The 17,125-nt window shown below is 37.8% G+C and carries 15 protein-coding genes; 8 read left to right on the top strand and 7 right to left on the bottom strand.

Annotation, left to right across the window (positions count from 1 at the left end; translation table 11 throughout):
* The first annotated feature begins 123 nt into the window (after positions 1 to 123).
* Positions 124 to 1,278, top strand: a complete 1,155-nt coding sequence (locus AC1F25_RS05750; RefSeq protein ID WP_479994323.1) for a hydroxymethylglutaryl-CoA synthase — start codon at positions 124 to 126, stop codon at positions 1,276 to 1,278.
* Positions 1,279 to 1,300: 22 nt separating this feature from the next.
* Here the strand turns inward: AC1F25_RS05750 and AC1F25_RS05755 are convergent, their stop codons facing one another.
* The gene (locus AC1F25_RS05755) at positions 1,301 to 2,053 is read right to left on the bottom strand and encodes a class I SAM-dependent methyltransferase (protein WP_151668737.1); all 753 of its coding nucleotides are present in this window, start codon (positions 2,051 to 2,053) and stop codon (positions 1,301 to 1,303) included.
* A 426-nt stretch (positions 2,054 to 2,479) separates the two neighbouring features.
* Entirely contained in the window at positions 2,480 to 5,146 is a 2,667-nt protein-coding gene (locus tag AC1F25_RS05760) for a cation-translocating P-type ATPase (RefSeq protein ID WP_002316153.1), read from the bottom strand.
* 311 nt (positions 5,147 to 5,457) lie between these two features.
* Here AC1F25_RS05760 and cls point away from each other — a divergent pair, with 311 nt between their 5' ends.
* Positions 5,458 to 6,939: a cardiolipin synthase gene (gene cls, locus AC1F25_RS05765; RefSeq protein WP_002348259.1), complete on the top strand. Its 1,482-nt coding sequence runs from the start codon at positions 5,458 to 5,460 to the stop codon at positions 6,937 to 6,939.
* A 204-nt stretch (positions 6,940 to 7,143) separates the two neighbouring features.
* Here the strand turns inward: cls and thiD are convergent, their stop codons facing one another.
* On the bottom strand, positions 7,144 to 7,959 hold the full coding sequence (gene thiD, locus AC1F25_RS05770) for a bifunctional hydroxymethylpyrimidine kinase/phosphomethylpyrimidine kinase (protein WP_151668750.1): 816 nt from the start codon (positions 7,957 to 7,959) through the stop codon (positions 7,144 to 7,146).
* 294 nt (positions 7,960 to 8,253) lie between these two features.
* Here thiD and AC1F25_RS05775 point away from each other — a divergent pair, with 294 nt between their 5' ends.
* A complete protein-coding gene (locus AC1F25_RS05775; protein WP_002309639.1) occupies positions 8,254 to 8,529 on the top strand; it encodes a hypothetical protein in 276 nt (91 codons plus the stop codon).
* A 422-nt stretch (positions 8,530 to 8,951) separates the two neighbouring features.
* Positions 8,952 to 9,407, top strand: a complete 456-nt coding sequence (locus AC1F25_RS05780) for a Spx/MgsR family RNA polymerase-binding regulatory protein (protein ID WP_479994324.1) — start codon at positions 8,952 to 8,954, stop codon at positions 9,405 to 9,407.
* Between the two features lie 160 nt (positions 9,408 to 9,567).
* Here the strand turns inward: AC1F25_RS05780 and AC1F25_RS05785 are convergent, their stop codons facing one another.
* The 4 genes from AC1F25_RS05785 to AC1F25_RS05800 all read right to left on the bottom strand — a co-directional run bounded on the left by AC1F25_RS05785 (position 9,568) and on the right by AC1F25_RS05800 (position 12,706).
* Positions 9,568 to 10,317 carry a permease prefix domain 1-containing protein gene (locus AC1F25_RS05785; protein WP_479994325.1) on the bottom strand — a complete coding sequence of 250 codons (750 nt, stop codon included), beginning with the start codon at positions 10,315 to 10,317 and terminating at the stop codon, positions 9,568 to 9,570.
* Positions 10,318 to 10,644 (bottom strand): PadR family transcriptional regulator, encoded by a 327-nt coding sequence (locus AC1F25_RS05790; protein ID WP_002291828.1) that lies wholly within the window; start codon positions 10,642 to 10,644, stop codon positions 10,318 to 10,320.
* A gap of 143 nt (positions 10,645 to 10,787) precedes the next feature.
* Positions 10,788 to 11,228 carry a universal stress protein gene (locus tag AC1F25_RS05795; RefSeq protein WP_002289467.1) on the bottom strand — a complete coding sequence of 147 codons (441 nt, stop codon included), beginning with the start codon at positions 11,226 to 11,228 and terminating at the stop codon, positions 10,788 to 10,790.
* An 80-nt stretch (positions 11,229 to 11,308) separates the two neighbouring features.
* Positions 11,309 to 12,706: a glycoside hydrolase family 1 protein gene (locus tag AC1F25_RS05800; protein ID WP_002309643.1), complete on the bottom strand. Its 1,398-nt coding sequence runs from the start codon at positions 12,704 to 12,706 to the stop codon at positions 11,309 to 11,311.
* 152 nt (positions 12,707 to 12,858) lie between these two features.
* Here AC1F25_RS05800 and celB point away from each other — a divergent pair, with 152 nt between their 5' ends.
* From celB to AC1F25_RS05820, 4 genes are all read left to right on the top strand, one after another.
* A complete protein-coding gene (gene celB / locus AC1F25_RS05805) occupies positions 12,859 to 14,130 on the top strand; it encodes a PTS cellobiose transporter subunit IIC (protein ID WP_002309644.1) in 1,272 nt (423 codons plus the stop codon).
* A gap of 127 nt (positions 14,131 to 14,257) precedes the next feature.
* On the top strand, positions 14,258 to 14,977 hold the full coding sequence (locus tag AC1F25_RS05810; protein WP_002309645.1) for a GntR family transcriptional regulator: 720 nt from the start codon (positions 14,258 to 14,260) through the stop codon (positions 14,975 to 14,977).
* Between the two features lie 471 nt (positions 14,978 to 15,448).
* Positions 15,449 to 16,423, top strand: coding sequence for a ring-cleaving dioxygenase (locus tag AC1F25_RS05815; protein WP_049142556.1), 975 nt, complete (start codon positions 15,449 to 15,451; stop codon positions 16,421 to 16,423).
* Positions 16,424 to 16,475: 52 nt separating this feature from the next.
* Positions 16,476 to 17,081 (top strand): alpha/beta hydrolase, encoded by a 606-nt coding sequence (locus tag AC1F25_RS05820; RefSeq protein ID WP_087062995.1) that lies wholly within the window; start codon positions 16,476 to 16,478, stop codon positions 17,079 to 17,081.
* The last annotated feature ends 44 nt before the right edge of the window (positions 17,082 to 17,125 follow it).

A 17,125-nucleotide genomic window follows, 5' to 3' on the forward strand; every position in this document is an offset into this window, starting at 1 on the left:
AGTTGTTTTTTTATAAGATTAAATTTTAACAATCCTTAAATATTCGCTTTTTTATATTTCTTTTAATCTTTTTATGATACTTTAGTAAAGTAAGTTTTTTATCATGAGTAAAGAGGTGTTGAAATGAAAATAGGGATTGATCGTCTTTCCTTTTTTATTCCTAATTTATATTTAGATATGACAGATTTAGCAGAAAGCCGTGGAGATGACCCTGCAAAATATCATATCGGTATTGGTCAAGACCAAATGGCAGTCAATCGTGCGAATGAAGATATCATTACACTAGGGGCAAATGCTGCCAGCAAGATCGTGACAGAAAAAGACCGTGAGCGAATCGACATGGTCATCGTCGGAACAGAATCCGGAATTGACCATTCAAAAGCGAGTGCGGTAATTATCCACCATTTACTAAAAATCCAATCTTTTGCTCGTTCTTTTGAAGTAAAAGAAGCTTGCTACGGTGGCACCGCAGCTTTGCACATGGCAAAAGAATATGTCAAAAATCATCCAGAACGAAAAGTACTAGTCATAGCAAGTGATATTGCTCGTTACGGCTTGGCAAGCGGGGGTGAAGTGACGCAAGGTGTCGGTGCTGTTGCGATGATGATCACTCAAAATCCGCGTATTTTATCGATCGAAGACGACAGCGTATTTCTGACAGAAGATATCTATGATTTCTGGCGTCCAGATTACAGTGAATTTCCTGTTGTCGATGGACCTTTGTCTAATTCTACGTATATTGAATCGTTCCAAAAAGTTTGGAATCGACATAAAGAATTATCGGGTCGAGGACTCGAAGATTATCAAGCGATTGCTTTCCATATCCCATATACTAAGATGGGAAAAAAAGCATTGCAAAGCGTATTAGACCAAACAGATGAAGGAAATCAAGAACGGCTACTGGCTCGCTATGAAGAAAGCATTCGTTACAGCCGACGAATCGGTAATCTTTACACTGGTTCATTATACCTTGGACTAACTTCTCTACTGGAAAATTCGAAATCATTGCAGCCAGGAGACCGCATTGGTTTATTCAGCTACGGTTCTGGTGCAGTAAGTGAATTTTTTACAGGTTATCTGGAGGAAAACTATCAAGAATATCTCTTCGCACAATCTCATCAAGAGATGCTGGATTCTCGAAAACGAATCTCTGTTGACGAATATGAAATGATTTTCAGCGAATTGCTTCCTGAACATGGAGAAAGCGCAGAATATACATCAGACGTACCTTTCTCGATTACAAAAATTGAAAATGATATTCGTTATTACAAAATATAATAAACGCATAAAAAAGATCCCTTCACGAAATGTGGGGGAATTTTTTTTTGTCATTGGACCAGAGAAGCAATCGATAGGTCAACCTAGTCGTACTGATGATTTCTTGTTTTTCACTGAATAGTTTGCGAATATATCTAGTCACAACAGGATCTTTTGCGTAATCTTCATAGTACATCTTCATCCACTCTTCAGTAATTGATTCCTGTGCAAAATAAGTAAAATCGTTTTTCTTTACTTTGATTCCTTTATCAATTAAATATGATTCAAATTGATCCATGATAAATGGGGTTGTATTAGGATCTTCTTCTATCATTCCTAGTTGCTTTTCGATAGGATAAAAAACATCATCGATTGATTCCACTACTCTCATTATCACGCACCATTTGCTTGCCTTTTTCATCAGTTTTTCTAATTGATTGGGATGTGTCAAAGCTGGGTTCGCTGCTGTAAAAACCACTTCATATGTCTCACTGGATTGGATAAATTCTTCTAATGATCGTTTGATAAAGGAAACATTTGACAAGTCAATTTTCTCTGCTTCTTTTTTTGCATTTGCTAGCATTCCTGAAGAAAAATCGATCAAATCGTAGTGATTAACTTCTTTTGCTAAAGAAATAAATCTGCCAGATCCTCCGGCAACATCTGCTACTATTTCAGCAGGCAGGACTTTCTCCGACTTCAGATATTCTCTTACATCTTCTTCAATAGTTGTTTGTGATTCTTGCTGGATTTCATAATATTCTTCCGCAAAATCATCCCATTCTTTTTCATTCATTTGAATCCCTCTTACTTTTTGATTTTTGTTAGATTTTTTCACTTTTCGGAATAAATTATTCTCCTCTTTCATCTATTATATCTCTTTTGATGAATAAAAAAATGTTTTACTTTCCGTCTATTATAAATAAAAAAGGACTGTGACAAACGTCGTGTCACAGTCCCTTATTCCGAATAAACGGTGTTCAAAAGCTTGCATCTGCGGTAATAATCTCAACCAAACGTAAAACATGAGGAGCTATTTTTATTTGTCTGTTCTTATTACTTGATGCAGGACAGCTTTTTCACAACCTCTGATACACGGTGTTCCTGAAGTAACTTCTTCAGAAATAAGCCGAAATGCCACAAAAATTTGAGAAGCAATTTTCGTACATTCCTTCTTATTTCTTGAAGCTGACCACTTCTGTCACTACCTCCTTGATTCGTTTTATTTATTTCCTTGTACTCGTACAATGATCAATTTCGTGATTTCCATCAAGATGATTGTCACAAGAGCGATTCCCATACATGTAAAGACTTCTGTCAATCCAAATGCTGATGGGATAGAGAAGACTTCTTTCAGTCCTGGGATCATTGTTAAGCAGTAAAGCGCGCTACATACAACTACAGCTAGTAAGACACTTCTGTTAGAGAAGAACCCTGCTTGGATAGCTGTTTGTGTATTTGAACGTGCTGGGAATGTTTGCAGTGTCCGACACCAAATCAATGTTGAAAATGACATAGCTACACCGAATTCAGGTGAATGCTGCATGCCAAGCCATTGAGCGAAGATAACAGCAATCCCAATCAGTACACCACGATACGTTACAGAAATCAATGTTTTGTCCGTAAAGATTCCTGAATTTGGATCTCTTGGCGGACGGTTCATCGTAGCGGGTTCTGCTTTTTCTGTACCTAATGCAATCGCTGGCAGTGAGTCATTGACTAAATTGATGAACAGCAGTTGTAATGCTGTAAATGGATTGGACCAGTCAGCAACTAAGGCAAAGATGATTGCAATGATCGCACCTAAGTTTCCGGCAAATAGATAAGAAATAGCTTTCTTGATATTATCAAACACGTTACGTCCTACTTCTACTGCGCTGACAATAGAAGCAAAGTTATCATCCGTCAATACCATCGCTGCTGCATCTTTTGCCACATCTGTACCAGTTCCCATAGCAATCCCGATGTCTGCTTGTTTCAATGCTGGTGCATCATTTACGCCATCACCTGTCATAGCGGAGATATGACCTTTATTTTGCCAAGCACGAACGATACGGATTTTATTTTCAGGAGAAACACGTGCATAAACGGTCACTTTTTCTAAAACTTCGTTTAGTTGATCTTCTGTTAATTCATCTAATTCCGTTCCAGTCAGAGCTAAGTTTCCTTCTTCAAAAATCCCGATTTGTTTTGCGATAGCAACAGCTGTTGTTTTGTGGTCACCAGTGATCATGATCGTTTTGATTCCTGCACTTCTTGCTTCTGTCACCGCTTGAGTGACTTCAGCACGTGGAGGATCGATCATAGCAAGCAAACCAACCAGGATCAAATCATCTTCATCTTCAAATGATAAATCAAAATTATCAAGTGGACGGTAAGCAAAAGCTAGTACACGTAATGCGCGTGTTGAAAAAGCTTCATTTTGCTCTTGGAATTTTTTCATCAATTCATCCGTCATCGGAACAACTTCGCCATTCAGTAATACTTTTTTACTGCGTTGGAAGACGATATCTGGTCCACCTTTGACAAATAAGTAATTTTCGTTATCGATCGTGTGTCCAGTAGACATCAATTTTCGATCTGAGTCAAAAGGAAGTTCTGCTTGTCTTGGGTAGTTGTTTCGAATTTCCTGATAAGGCTGGTTTAGTTTTTCACTAAAATCGATAAACGCTACTTCCGTGGGATCGCCCAATTTAGTACCGTCTTCACTGATCGATGCATCATTCGCTAAGACACTGATTTCAATCAAACGGCGTTCGTCAGCTGTCCACTTTGAAGGATCGTTTGTGAAATCTCCAGTATCGCCATTCCCTAAAAAGTAGTCAACAACTGTCATTTTGTTTTGTGTCAATGTACCAGTTTTATCTGTACAGATGATACTTGTCGAGCCAAGTGTCTCAACTGCTGGAAGTTTTCGGATAATGGCATGACGTTTCGCCATTTTATTCGTTCCCAAAGATAACACGATTGTTACAATAGACTGTAATGCTTCTGGAATAGCAGCTACGGCTACGGCTACGGCAAACATCACTGCACTCACGATATCTGCAGTCATATCTCCTGTACCTTCTCCAAGATAAATACGGAACAATTGGATACCTAAAATCAATAGAGATAATGCCAAAATAGCCAGACTTAGTTTTTTACTGAATTTATCCAGACCTCGTTGTAACGGAGTGACTTGCTCAGTTGTTGATTCCAAAAGACCAGCAACTTGTCCGATTTCCGTATTGTTCCCAGTTGAAGTCACTAAGAATTTACCGCGTCCGTAAGTTACGATTGTTCCACTGAATACCATATTCGTACGATCACCGATTGGAACAGTACTTGTGATATCCATTACTTCTTTTTCTGCGGAAGTCGACTCTCCTGTCAGCATGCCTTCATCTACTTTTAATGAACCTGCATCCAGTAATCGTCCATCAGCAGGTACATAATCGCCTGCGTCTAACAACACGATATCCCCTACGACAAGTTCGTTTGCCGGAATCGTTTTTTCTTTACCGTCACGAATCACTCGAGCATCAGGTGCTGAAAGATTTTTCAATGCCTCTAAAGAACTTTCTGCTTTTTTTGTTTGGACAACACTGATGATAGAATTCAACATCAACACTGCAAAAATAACTAAGAATTCGATGTAGTCTCCCATGACCATCTGAATAAGTGCGACAATCAGCAATACGATAACCATTGCATCTTTGAAGGTTTCTAAGAACAATTTCCAAGTTGGCTTCTTCGGCTTTTCTTTTAGCTGGTTCAAGCCATCTCTTTCTAATTTTTCCTTCGCTTGCGTGGTGCTCAATCCATCGGTTGAGCTCTGCGTTTGCTGCATCAACGAATCGATCGTTTCTTTATAGACCGCTTGTTGTGCTTGTTCCTTGTTTTCCAAATTTCATCCCCCATTTTTTGATCTCGGTCCTAGTCCTGTCTGAAAAAAAAGAGACCTAAGACAAATGCGCATTTGTCTTAGGTCTCACCATTTCATACAATACCAGAAAACCATTTGGTTAACTTACTGTTGATATTATCGCAACAAAATGTTGCCGGTTACTCCCCTAAGGAGATATTCAACTGTACTAATATCCTACCTTATTAAGCTACAAAAAGCAACTACTTTAGCCCGATTTACCTACATTTTCATGAAAAGAGTGAAAAGTATATTCACCTTGGTAGGCTTCTTTCTTCTATCATGCTATACTAATGTTATTGTATGTAAGGAGGAACATTTTTGTGGTATCTAGTATTATATCCGCCCTTTATCTATTGAATGCACTTATTGCTTTAGTGGCGATCTTGATTAAACCCCGAGATGTAGCAGCTATTTGGGCATGGCTCTTAGTATTGTTTGCCCTTCCTGGGGTGGGTTTTGTATTATATTTATTTTTCGGACGTGGATTAACGGATAAGAAAAAATTCTATCTCCGACAAAGTGACTTGAAAGAATTAGAAAACTTTCAGTCTTTTAGAGGAGATACCATTGAACATTACGATCCTGACATGGGCGACAAAGACAAACAACAATTTGTCGACTTCTTCTCTTCATTAAATCGTATGCCGCTGACAAGAATGAATTCTGTCACTCTTCTCACAGACGGACAAAAGAAATTAGATTCACTGCTTCAAGATCTAAAAAAAGCCAAACATTCGATCCATATCGAATATTACGCATTTGTGACAGATAATATCGGTCAGCAAGTCTTACGCGTTTTAGAAGAAAAAGCCGCAGAAGGCGTAGAAGTTCGTATATTATATGATGCATTTGGCTCCCATGGCACAAAAGCAAAAGATTTCAATCGTCTAATCAAAAATGGTGGACATGTCCATACATTTGTTACCTCGCAAAAAGCATTGCTTCGTTTCCGATTGAATTACCATGATCACCGAAAAATCGTTGTGATCGATGGAAAGATCAGTTACACCGGTGGTTTCAATATTGCCAATCAATATGTAAATACGACAAAAAAATTCGGTTATTGGCGTGATACGCATATACGAATTTTCGGTGCTGCTTCTTCTTTGCTTCAACTTCGTTTTTTAACAGACTGGAACGTTTCAGTGTCTGAAGAAAAAAAGGTCGGCTATCATTTGAATTATTTCTTTAAAAAAGCCGATCGAGATGAATCCAAACTTGCTGATACGTCCATCCAGCTTGTCTCAAGCGGACCAAATAACGAACGAGAACAAATCAAGCTTTCGTTTATCAAATTGATTACTTCTGCTAAAAAACGTGTTTGGATACAGACACCTTACCTCGTTCCTGATGAAAGTGTCATTGCTGCTTTGAAAATCGCAACTGCTTCTGGTGTCGATGTGAAAATCATGATCCCCAATAAACCGGATCATCCTTTTATTTATCGAGCAACACAATATTATGCTCGTCAGCTCATCAAGGAAAATGTACAGATCCTTGTCTATGAGAATGGCTTCCTCCATGCAAAAACATTAATAATGGATGATGAAATCTGCATGGTAGGTTCAGCAAATCAAGATATTCGTAGCTACCGATTGAATTTTGAAACAAGTGCTGTCATTTACGATCCTGAGTTTTTAGAAGAGCTTGCTACTCAGTTCAAAGAAGATGAGACACATTGTTCACCAATGACAACTGAAACAGTGAAGGAAATGTCTAACTGGCTGTTATTCAAACAACAAATTTCTCGATTGTTTTCTCCAATCTTATAATTTTTCCATTCAAGTAGAGAAAAATATACTAAGGTTAAAGGGACTGTGACAAAAATCTTGTCACAGTCCCTTCTTCCGAATAAACGGTGTTCAAAAGCCAGTTTCTCGGTATTAAGCCAAATTTATGCAAAAATGTAGAAAGCCATTTTCACAAAATTTTTCTTAATACTCGAAACTAAGCGACTTTTTCACAACCTCTTTTTTTTACTCTAATTCACCGGCTGCCCAATGATTGATTGGTCCATATTTATGCCCTACGTTTATTTCTTCACGAATCGCACGGTTTACATAGTCTTTTGCCAATCGGATTGCTTGTTCTACTGTTTTTCCTTTAGCTAATTCGGCTGCAATACATGCAGATAACGAATCGCCAGTTCCATTGATCCGGTCAGTAGAATAAAATGGCGCATTCAGCCAAAATGATTTTCCTGATTCAAGCAATACGTAGTCGTTGACTGTTTCTTGCTGCGCATCTTTTGCATGATGTCCTTTGATCATGACGTTTTTCGCACCCATATCTTGCAGTTCTTTTGCTGCTTGTACAAAATCTTCTTCAGTTGCTAATGTCCGTCCAGTCAGCTTTTCTGCTTCGTAAAAATTAGGTGTCAGTACTTCTGCCAAAGGGACAAGTTTTTCTTTCAAGCTTTGTAAAGCAGATTCTTCTAGTAAAAGATTTCCATGTTTCGTTACGATCACGGGATCCACGACTAATGGACCAAAATCATATTTTTGATAATTTTTTACAACTGTCTCAATCAAATTTGAATCTGCTAGCATACCTGTTTTAGCTGCACGTATTTGAAAGTCCTCTGCAATCAGTTCAAATTCTTTATCGATAAAATCGGTTGGCAAGGTCACACTTGCTCCGATTCCGTAAGAATTTCCTGCAACACATGCGGTCATGACAGAAACACCGTAAACACTTCTTGTAAAGAATGTATGCATATCTGCTTGCATCCCTGCGCTTCCATCGCTATCTGATCCTGCGATCGTCATTGCTTGTACATACTGTTCTTCCATCAAATCAATCCCTCCATTTTTATAAAAAAATTTTTTCATGATGCTGTTACTGTTTCTATCATATGTTTTTCAAAGTATCCCTCAGTAAATATACCACTACCTTTTCTTGGTAATCAAATTTATTTGAAAAAACATTTGTAATAAATCAGAAAATAGTTGTCATTTATTTGGACTAGTTATTCTAATAACAAATACCCGCTATTCGATTTATATATATTTCAGTATCCTTCTTGTTTTCATATAACCAATGGCGCTATGGTTTCCATATGATAAAAAATAAAGTCAGGTGAAAAAATGAAACTTGAGGATAAAAAAGTCATTTTGAAGAAAATCAAACGTCTCCCAGACCAAATAGAAAACTATACGATCTGTTCTTTCAAAAAAGACAGGAGTATAAAAGCTTATACGCAAAACACAGAAAAAGGAATAATCTATTTCCTACATGAAGAAGGTTACGATACCCAAACCTTTATGTTTACTGAAAAAAAAGAATTTCATAAACAGATGAAAAAACTGATTGAAAAAGAATTTCCAAGAAGTCATAAACTCTATGTGAATCAGCAATTTTAACTTTTAACTATACGCTCTTAACTAAATAGGTTCTGTAATAAAATAAAACTTTATAACAACTATAACAAAACAGAATGCAAAACAACAGTTCTATAAGTTATAATCATAGTTGTTAGATGATTCATCTAGTAAAAACACCAGATTTCAAATTTCACACAATTGAAACTAGATCAATCATCAACCTTCTTCAAATTGTTAGAACCCTTTCCCGAGGAGCTGCAGCATAAGCAAGAAAAACAAACAGGAAGCCAAATGGCTGAGACATTCCTTCTATTAGTCTAGTTGTTTCTCGTCGCAAATTTAAGACTTTAGAAAGTTATTTCTATTGATGTTTGGGTTGTTTCACGCTTGTGCTCAGCTCCTTACCTATTATTTATCTCAACAGATCGAACAAATTAATGGAAAATTTAAGGAGTTTTGTTATGCTTACGATCTATTCTTCTCGTACACATAGTTACCATCTGATGGCAAATTGGCTGAAAGACCATCAAATGCCTTACAGAGAACGAATTTTCACGCCTAAACAGCCTTTAACCAGAAAAGAAATCTTTTATTTATTATCATTAACAGAAAACGGATTTGACGATCTATTAGCTAAACGCTCGATTGATTATAAAAATTTAAAAGATCAAATCGACCAATGTACGACCTCAGAACTTGTCGATTTAATCGTCTCACATTTTACTTTGTTGCAACGTCCTATCATTACTGACGGAAAAAAATTATTAGTCGCGTTCAATGAAGATAGTATGCGTCTTTTTATCCCTGTTCAATGGCGCAGAAGCCAGCTCAAATCTGTCTATAACGATTTCACGTGGGTAAGCGATTTAGACAATTCTATGGAGTTAGATGATGAATTTTTAAATTATTCTATATAAAAATGACTGTGACAAAAAAGTGTCACAGTCATTTTTTCGAATAACTAGTGTTCCAGAAGTAGCTTCTACGAAAAATAAGCCAAAATTTCTTGAAGCTAATTCTTGTAGCTAACTACTTCTGTCACAACCTCTGACTCACGGTGTTCAAATTTGCGCACACTTACCACGAATAAGTGCTTTGAGTGAACTGACGATAAGAATGACGGACAAGACTGCCATAAATAATCAAAAAGACACCCGTTCCTACGGTAACAAAAAATCCAGAGGCACCGATACTACCATCCATATACCACAAAATCGAAGCAAAAAGTGGGAAAAGTGAAAAAATACATAATCCGATTCCTGCAATCAACGAGAAGCCAAAACTTCGCTGATACGCTTCTTCTTTTTCTTTTGCTTCTGCTAATACTTTTTCAGGTATTTTTCTATTATACAAAAAGTGATTTAAGCGGGTGATTTTCATACCAGAAGCGATGAAAAAACCGACAGCTAATGCTATACCGAAAATCAGACAAGAAACACCCATGAATGCATAGCCTGTTGAACAAAAGAACAGAAATCCTGCAAAGGATAAACAAGTGAATAGGACACCTGACGCTACTTGAAGACCTGATGCTCTGTATTCTTTCCAGTAGTTTTCCGCTTCACTTAAATAAATCAAAGCTGAATTTGATTCTGTCTCGGGACTTGGATTTTCTTTTTTGACATCTAATTCTTCTAATAATTCATCGATTGAACCAAATGTCGAGATGACTGTACCAATGGCCTCTTGTTCATTTTTCCCTTCTCCCATTAATTCATGATAATGATCTTCCATATTTGCCAACAGATCAGCTTTCAGCTTTTCTATCTCGGTACTTCGGGGTACTCCGATAAAAAGACTTTCTAAATAATTACGGATTGTATCCATTTACTTTCCCTCCAAAAATTGATCGACCACGTCTTTCGTCGTCAGCCACTCTTGCTTTTTTTCTTCTAAAAGATTACGTCCTATTTCAGTGATTTTATAATAGGTCCGTTTTTTCCCATGGGTCACTTCACCAGGGTACGAAACAATCAATTGATTCTTTTCTAAACGGGCAAAAACGGAGTAAAGTGTCGTCTCTTTGATTACATAGGAATCATTTGTCCTCTCACGGATCGTTTTAGAAATTTCGTATCCATAAGAATCGTTTTTGTTAAGGATCGATAAAATAATCGCATCATTGTATCCGCGTATTCCATCACTTGAAATCATGTTCTTTCCTCCATATTACTCCATCTGTCGTTGTAATCAGCATAGCATGATTACTTCATCAGGTAAAGTAATTTTTTGCAAAAAATAAAAAGGAACAGAAAGCAAAAGAAGCGTTATGCTTTTTTGCTTTCTGTTCCCTTAATTTATTTTACAACCATGACGTTACATGATGCGTGGTTGACTACATAGGAAGTAGTGGAGCCTACTAGTGCACGTTCTACCGCATTCAGACCTGTCGCCCCCATGACAATCAGATCGATTGGTTCTTTCGATTCATGGAAATTAGCGATCAGTGTCTTTGGATAACCGTAAAGAACATATGTCTCGATATCTGTCAGGCCTTTTTCGATTGCCAAGTTTCGATGTTCTTTCATCTGATTTTCCGCAACCTCATCCAATTCTTCCTGCAGGCTTGTTGTAACAAATGCAAAATCACCAAAGTAATTGCCTGTTACTTCATTGACATACAGGATGTGCAACGTTGCTTGATTTCGTTTGGCAATCGTGATTGCCTCAAGAAATGCTTTTTCTGCCTTTTCAGAACCATCAATTGCTACTAAAATATTGCGATAAGTGTCTACCATTGTAAACGCCTCCTTCACTGTTAGTGTAGCACGATTACAGTGTTAGGACAAACATTTTGTGAACGTTTTATCAAAAAATATCAGGCATCAAATCCGTTTTTTTCAGAGACCTTTTTAAACCAGCGACCTGATTTTTTAATCGTGCGTTTGCCGTCTTGTTCCAAGTCAACAGCGATAAAGCCATAGCGATTTTTGTAAGCATTTGTCCATGACCAGTTGTCCATACATGTCCACATGTGGTAACCCACACAATTCGTTCCTTCTTGGATTGCTTGATGGACATATTTCAAATGATCCGTCACAAATTCGATCCGATAATCATCTTCAATCATGCCTTCGCTGTTAACAAAACGTTCTTCTCCTTCGACTCCCATCCCATTTTCAGAAATATAGCATTTGATATTACCATAGTTTTCTCTTGTATTCGTTAAAATATCATAGATGCCTTTTTCGTAAATTTCCCATCCACGATATGGATTCATTTTTTTATTGGGCATGTCGTAATTATCAAAATAATCATCTGGCATGGGGCTTTGTTCGTGATTGATCGGTGTTTCTTTTGCTTTGATCCGACGAGGCTGATAATAATTGATTCCTAACAGGTCAATTGTGTTTTCTCTGATGAGTTCTAAGTCTCCTTCATGAATGTCAGGTATTATCCCCAATGTTTTGACAATCTCGATCAACTCTTGTGGAAACTCGCCTTTCACTGCAGGGTCAAGGAATGATCGGTTGAAGAATGCGTCAGCGATCTTCGCCGCTTTTACATCTTCTGGGTTCGTTTCATCTCTCGGATAACTTGGTGTCAGATTCAAGATGATTCCGATCTCACCATCATGACAACCTTCATGGTAGGCTTTGATTGCCTTTGCACTTGCTAAATTCTCATGATAGCCTACTTGGACCGCTTCTTTCATATTGATATGATTTGGATAGTGGAATTGATACAAGTAGCCTCCTTCTACAGGCACGATTGGCTCGTTATGAGTAAACCATTTTTTGACTAGGTCTCCAAACAATTCAAAACACGCGGCTGCATAAGAAACATAAGCGTCAACCGTTTCTCTTGATAACCATCCGCCTTTTTCTTGCAAGGACAGTGGCATATCAAAATGGTAAAGATTTACAAAAGGCTCGATACCATTGTTCAGCAATTCAGTAAAATAATCTCGATAAAAAGAAACAGCTTTTTGATTGATTTCACCTGTCCCTTCTGGAATCAAACGACTCCATTGGATAGATGTACGAAATGTGTTATGGCCAGTTTCTTTCATTAACTGAACATCTTCTTTGTATTTTGTGTAAACTTGCGAAGTTTTTTCAGGTCCTACTTGATTAAAGAATTTTTCAGGCTCTAATGTATACCAATGATCCCAAATATTTTCTCCTTTCCCGTCATTACTTACTCTTCCTTCTGTTTGCGGTCCGCTAGCAGCAGAACCCCACCAAAAATTTTCTGGAAATGTGTAGGTTTTCATTTTGTACTTCCTCTCTTTTCTTCTTGATATCGTAATCATAACGAACCTAAAAAAATAAATCAATACTTTTTATAAAAATGACTAGACATTTAAAATATTCGGCGTTATACTTTGTATGTAATCGATTGCAAATAAATTTGAGGTGAATAAAAATGAACGGTTTTATGGACAAGCTTTCTGAGAAAATCATGCCCTTAGCTAATTTATTAGGGCAAAATCGTTACCTTACAGTTTTACGGGATGCGTTTATGCTTTCCTTTCCTTTAACAATGTTCGGTTCGATTGTTGTCGTTATCAATAACTTGCCTTTTTTCAGTGACGCAACAAAGGGAACTTTATCGAACTTATTCGGTAATGGGCAAAATGCAACAATGAGCATCATGTCGGTTTTTGTTACTTTTGGTATCGGCTATTATTTATCAAAATCTTATGACGTTGAAGGTATTTTCGGTGGTGCCGTGTCTTTTGCCAGCTTCTTGATTCTTACGCCTTTTGCAATGAAAACCGTTGGTGGTGAAGATGTAACTGGTGTTCTTTCACTTGATCGTCTTGGCGCAAAAGGAATGTTCATTGGAATGATCGCTGCTTTCTTGGCTGGAGAAATCTACTGCAGAATCACGAAACGCGGTTGGCAGATCAAAATGCCTGATGGAGTTCCACCTGCAGTAACAAAATCATTTGCCGCTTTGATCCCTGCTGTAGTCACACTAACTGTTTTCTTAGTAATCAACGCTGTGATGACTGGTATTTTCAATGCTAACTTACATGATGTCGTTTATGAAGTGATCCAAAAACCATTAACTGGTTTGGGAAGTAGTTTACCTGCAACATTGATTGCTTTGTTCTTTGTCCAATTCTTATGGTTCTTCGGACTTCACGGGCAAATCATCGTCAACTCTGTAATGGACCCGATTTGGAATACACTGATGCTTGATAACTTAGAAGCTTATCAACATGGAAAAGAATTACCGCACATCATCACAAAACCATTCATGGAAACCTTCACTGTTGGTATTGGTGGCTCTGGAATGACTTTAGCTGTCGTTTTATTGATGGCCTTTGTTCTTAAAAAGAAACAGTATCGTGATGTTGGTCGATTAGCTTTAGCACCTGGTATTTTCAATGTAAATGAACCAGCGATTTTTGGTCTACCAATCGTATTGAATGCAACAATCCTTATTCCTTGGGTCGTAGCGCCTCTAATCGTAACGACGTTCAATTATTTGGTAATGGCTGCTGGACTTGTCCCTGCACCAACTGGCGTCTCAGTTCCATGGACTGTGCCAATCATTGCAAGCGGTGTCTTAGCAACAAATTCATGGCTTGGTGGTATGCTGCAAGTCATCGACTTTATCATCGTTGCCTTTATCTGGTACCCGTTCTTGAAAGTATTAGATAAACAACCAGATTTAGATATTGCTTAATGGATCATTAAGGGGATGTGACAAGAAACTTGTCATATCCTCTTTTTTCGAATAAACAATGTTCCAGATGCTACTTCGAGTTGTCGGAAGCATAATCTTTCGTTATACTCTAGAAGAGGTGAATAACGTGCCAAAATACGAAGAAATCGCAAATATTTTAAGGGAACGAATCCGTTCAAAAGAGTATCCTCCCGATAGTTTTTTGCCTAATCAAGTGGACTTGGTAAAAGAATTTGGTGCGAGCCGGATGACAATCAAAAAAGCCATCAATATCTTAGCGATGGAAGGACTTGTCTATTCGCAGCGAGGATCAGGAACGAAAATTTTGAATCATCCATTCATGCAAAAAGACACATCGCCCGCTAACGAGTATGAAGGTTTGAGCCTCCAAATGAAACGCAGAAATCGTTCTTTGAAGAGTCAAATCATTCATTTTGATGTTGAATTCCCTAATCAATATATCCAAGAACGATTGATGATCGATGCCGAGCAACCTGTCTACAATATTCACCGGTTAAGGATCTTAGATGGCGAGCCATATGTTTTAGAGCATACCTTTATGCCAGTCCATCTTGTGCCGGGTTTAAAAAAAGAACATTTGTTAGCCTCTATCTATGATCATCTTCATCAAGAATTGAATGTCCATTTTGCAGGGGCTTATCGTGCTATTTCTGCAGATAAAAGTGATGAATATGATCAGCAATATTTGAACTGTGCAGAAAACGATCCTGTACTGGAAGTTCAGCAAGTCGTCTATCTCAAAGATGGCCAGCCTATTGAATATTCTTCCAGCCGAAACCGTTTTGATGTTCGGAACTATTCTGTGCTGGATGTGCGTTCAACTTAACCAAAGAGGTTGTGAAAAAGTCGCTTAGTTTCGAGTAGTAAGAAAAATTTTGTGAAAATGGCTTTCCTCATTTTTGCATAAATTTGACTTACTACCGAGAAACTGGCTTTTGAACACCGTGAATCAGAGGTTGTGAAAAAGTCGCTTAGTTTTGAGTCGATTGATTGTCACAGATACAATCTTTTGAATAACATTTACCAAGTACTTTCAGAAGCTCGTTTCCATCTAATCATAAAAAGACTTATGACCACCCGTAATGATTCTAAAGTTAGTTTTTTAAAGCTAGTTTGTTTGAAATCGATACAGCTAGTCGTAAGTTTTTTTATTTTATTGATCCGTTCCTCCTCTTTTCATTCTTGATTCCTTCCTGATACTTTAGAAGACAAATTAATTGCAAAATAAAGATGCACCCTCTATACTATGTCTAAATCAATTACTTACTTTTTGTAAGTCAACAGGAGGAAATTTATCATGGATACACAAATCAGAGGAATTCACCACGTTACAGCAATGACATCTAGCGCAACAAAAATCTACCGCTTTTTTACAGATATTTTAGGAATGCGCTTAATCAAAAAAACCGTTAACCAAGATGACATCGAAACTTACCATCTTTACTTTACAGATGATACTGGTGCACCAGGAACAGATATGACTTTCTTTGATTTCCCAAATCAGCCAAAAGGAAAAAAAGGAACAGATACGATCTCTCGTGCTTCTTTCCGTGTGCCAAGTGACGCTGCATTAGACTTTTGGTTGGAACGATTTGAAAAATATGATGTCGCTCATTCAGCAATCAATGAACGTTTCGGCAAAAAATATATCGAGTTTGAAGATTTTGATAATCAATATTATCAATTGATCTCTGACGAAAACAATCAAGGTGTAGCAGCTGGCGTTCCTTGGAAAAACAGCAATGTACCGACAGAATTTGCAATCACAGGACTTGGACCTGTCTTTGTCCGTGTCAGTCAATTAGAGCATATCCGCTTGATTCTTGAAAAAATCTTAGGATTCAAAGAAACAGACCATTCAGGAGATTTCTACTTATTTGAAATCGGTGAAGGCGGAAATGGTGCAAGCATCATTATTGAACATCGGACAGACTTGCCAAAAGCAATCGAAGGATTTGGAAATATCCATCACTTAGCATTGCGTGTAGCAGACAAAGAAGCATTGGAATACTGGATTCAAGTAATCAATAAGATTGAATTGCCAAATTCTGGTTTCGTCGATCGTTTCTATTTCCAATCTGAGTACTTCCTAGCCGCTCATCACGTACTGTTTGAACTAGCAACTGACGGTCCTGGATTCCTTGAAGATGAACCAGCAGAATCCGCTGGAGAAAAACTATCTCTTCCTCCATTCTTAGAAGAACGTCGTGAAGCCATTGAAGCCTATGTCCGTCCTTTCGATACAAGTGACGCAAATAAAAAACGTGAATAATCTCTTCATGCCACTTCATTTGCATCTATAGAAACAGAAAAGAGGGAACAAAATGTCCTACATTTTTGAAAAAGGAACAAGTGGCAAGCATTTGATCTTACTTCATGGCACAGGTGGCGATGAACATTCTTTACTGGATATCGCTCACTTTCTTGCACCAAACAGTACGTTGCTTTCTTTTCGTGGCACGGTCCAAGAAGATGGGATGAATCGTTTTTTCAAGCGTAATGGATTGAATCAATTCGACCTGGACAGTTTGGAAAAAGAAACAGATAAGCTCCATGAAAAAATCAAAGATATCAGCGAAACAGAACAGATACCGTTAAGCGATTGGCTGCTTGTCGGCTATTCAAATGGCGCAAACATCGCTGCTCATTTATTATTGGAGCGTGAGACCATGCTAAATAAAGGGTTGTTTTTCCATCCAATGTCTCTAGGTGTCCATCAAAGCCGTTCCACATTAGAGGATAAAACCGTCTGGCTTTCTTATGGTGATAACGATCCAATCGTTTCCCCTGCTTCCTTTAAAGAATTGGCCGATCAATTCGAAACACGCCAAGCAAATGTGACGATTCAGCTAACTGTAACAGGTCATCAGTTGACGATGGACGAAATCGAGCAAGCGAGGGAATGGACAGAGCATCTTCTAACTAAATAAAAGAAAAGAACTACGACTTATATGACACAACCTGAAGCAGACAT

Source organism: Enterococcus sp. M-BR2 (assembly GCF_056612775.1).